This is a genomic window from Streptomyces sp. SID4985 (genome assembly GCF_009863025.1).
Lineage (GTDB): Bacteria > Actinomycetota > Actinomycetes > Streptomycetales > Streptomycetaceae > Streptomyces.
The window spans coordinates 1-2,852 of record NZ_WWIR01000173.1; the positions used below are offsets into that span (position 1 = coordinate 1).

Consider the following 2,852-nt stretch of genomic DNA (forward strand, 5'->3'; position numbering starts at 1 on the left):
GACGCCCGCCGCACCGCCCGCGCCCTGCGCGCCGAGCGTGCCGAGATCGCCGGGGCCCCCGACGACGTACCCGAGGACACCGACGGCACCCCCGAGGCGTCGCTGCCCGCGCTGCGCGAGGCGTACCGGGCCGCCTCCCAGCTGTACGAGAAGGTCGGCGTCGGCGCCGACCTGCGCGCCGAACAGGCCCGCGCCGAGAGCGACGAGAGCGGCGCCCGCACCGACCTCGACCGGCTCAGCAACAAGGTCCGCACCCGCGCCGAAGCACTCCTGACCTCCCCCGACGGCTCCGACGGACCGTCCCGGCAGGCAGCCGCCGCCCGCGCCGAGGAGCTGGTCCAGCTCCTGGAGACCCGCATGTCGACCGCGAGCGAACAGCTCGGCCGGCTGCGCGGCGAGGCCGAGCGGCACGCCCCCGAGGACGGCGAGGCCCACACCGAACTACCCGAGGAACTCCTCCCGCGCGACGCCGAGCACGCCCAGGCCCTGCTGCGCACCGCGACGGCCGAACTCGCCTCCCGCGTCGAGGCGTTGACCGAAGCGCGCGACGCCCACGCCGAACTCCTCGACGCCCACAGGGCCGCCGAGGACGGCGCCGCCGGGTTCGACGAGATCGCCGCGATGCTCCGCGACCTGCTGCGCGAGCAGACCACCCCCGAGGACGAGCCGGAGAACCCCGAGCCCTACCCCGGCACCCTGGACGAGGCCCGCCAGGCCGCCGCCGAGACCCGCCGCTCGCTGCGCGGCTGCGCCGCCGACCTCTCCGCCGCCGACGCCGCCGTCCGCGAGGCCAGCGACATCCTGGTCCGGCACGCCAACTCCACCCGCTACGAGCAGGTCCGCACCCCGGCCCGGCAGCAGATCCGCGAACTGCCCGCCGCCGCCCTGCCCGAGCACGCCCAGAAGTGGGCCGACGCCTTCGCGCCCCGGCTGCGCGTCCTCACCGACGAACTCGCCCAGCTGGAACGCAACCGCGACTCCATCGTGGACCGCCTGCGCGGCCTCGTGGAGACCTCGCTGGCCACCCTCCGCTCCGCCCAGCGGCTCTCCCGCCTCCCCGAGGGCCTGGGCGAGTGGTCGGGCCAGGAATTCCTGCGCATCCGCTTCGAGGAACCCGACCAGGCGACCCTCACCGAACGCCTCGGCGAGGTCATCGACGACGCCACCCGCGCCGCCGTCAAGAAGAACTCCGACCTGCGCCGCGACGGCATGTCCCTCCTCCTGCGCGGCGTCGCCGCCGCCCTCCAGCCCAAGGGCATCGCCGTCGAAATCCTCAAGCCCGACGCCGTCCTGCGCGCCGAGCGCGTCCCCGTCGGCCAGATGGGCGACGTCTTCTCCGGCGGCCAGCTCCTCACCGCCGCCATCGCCCTCTACTGCACGATGGCCGCCCTCCGCTCCAACGACCGCGGCCGCGACAAGCACCGGCACGCGGGCACGCTGTTCCTGGACAACCCGATCGGGCGCGCCAACGCGACGTATCTGCTGGAGCTTCAGCGGGCTGTGTCGGATGCGCTGGGTGTGCAGCTCCTCTACACCACGGGTCTCTTCGACACCACGGCGCTGGCGGAATTCCCCCTGGTCATCCGGCTGCGGAACGACGCCGACCTCCGTGCCGGGCTGAAGTACATCAGCGTGGAGGAGCACCTTCGGCCCGGGCTGCCGCAGCCGCCTCAGGCGGGGGAGGCGCACAGTGAGATCACGGCTACGCGGATGTTCAAGCGGCCGGCGAGTGCAACTCCCTAGGGTTCGTGGGGAGTTTCGGACTGCCTTGCGCTGGCCTCGGTCTTTCATCAAGCCTCAGCGTTGCGGTTGAGTCTGGGTTCTGAGTGGGCTGGGTCGTGACGGTGTGACGCGGGCACGCGGCAGGCCGGCGCGGTGGCCGGGTGCTCCAGGAGTCCTCGGGGCCGTGGTCGGGCGGCATCACGAAGCGGCTGGTCGGCAGATGGCGGGACGAGGCAGCGCAGCTCAGGACGCACTTCTGCGTTCCGGTATCAAGAGCCGGACTTAGAGGTCCTAACAGAAGCCGTTGATCATGTGACTTTCGGATTGGCTGGTCGTTGGTCCGATCGTGGGGAAACGTCAGTCGCGGCCCTGGATCGTCTCGGACGAACTGTGGTCGCTCATCGAGCCGTTGCTGCCCGTGCCGGGTCCGAAGCTGGTCGAGGGCAGACCGCGAGTCCCGGACCGGCAGGCGCTGTGCGGGATCCTGTTCGTCCTGCACACGGGCATCCAGTGGGAGTACCTGCCGCAGGAACTGGGCTTCGGCTCGGGCATGACCTGCTGGCGGCGCCTCGCCGCGTGGAACGAGGCCGGCGTGTGGGACGAACTGCACCTGGTGCTCCTGAAGAAGCTGCGGGCGGCGAACAAGCTGGACTGGTCCCGGGCGGTGATCGACTCCTCCCACGTCCGGGCCGCTCGACGGGGCCCAAAAGCGGTCCCAGCCCGGTCGATCGCGCACGGCCGGGCAGCAAGCACCACGTTCTCACCGACGGCCAGGGCATCCCGCTCGCGGTGTCGCTGACCGGTGGAAACCGCAACGACGTCACCCAGCTGATGCCCCTGCTCGACAAGATCCCGGCGGTTGCCGGCGTCGTCGGCCGCCCCAGACATCGACCCGACACGCTGCTTGCCGACCGCGGCTACGACCACGACAAATACCGGCGCCTACTGTGGCAGCGCGGCATCCGCCCGGTCATCGCTGAGCGAGGCGTGCAACACGGCTCTGGCCTGGGCATTTTCCGCTGGGTCGTCGAGCGCACCATCGCCTGGCTGCACGGCTTTCGCCGCCTGCGGATCCGCTGGGAGCGACGCGACGACATCCACGAGGCCTTCCTCGGTCTCGCCACCTGCCT

At 71.9% G+C, this 2,852-nt stretch carries 1 protein-coding gene and 1 pseudogene; both read left to right on the forward strand.

Annotated features, from left to right (window positions below; translation table 11 throughout):
* Nucleotides 1-1,743, forward strand: a pseudogene (locus tag GTW40_RS06890) (hypothetical protein); the annotation flags it as partial.
* Nucleotides 1,744-2,068: 325 nt separating this feature from the next.
* Nucleotides 2,069-2,852 (forward strand): IS5 family transposase gene (locus GTW40_RS06895; protein WP_343245603.1). Its coding sequence is split into 2 segments (ribosomal slippage), with 782 coding nucleotides annotated over them: nucleotides 2,069-2,398 and nucleotides 2,401-2,852; the frame shifts between segments, so codons are not numbered across the junction. This gene is flagged as partial in the annotation.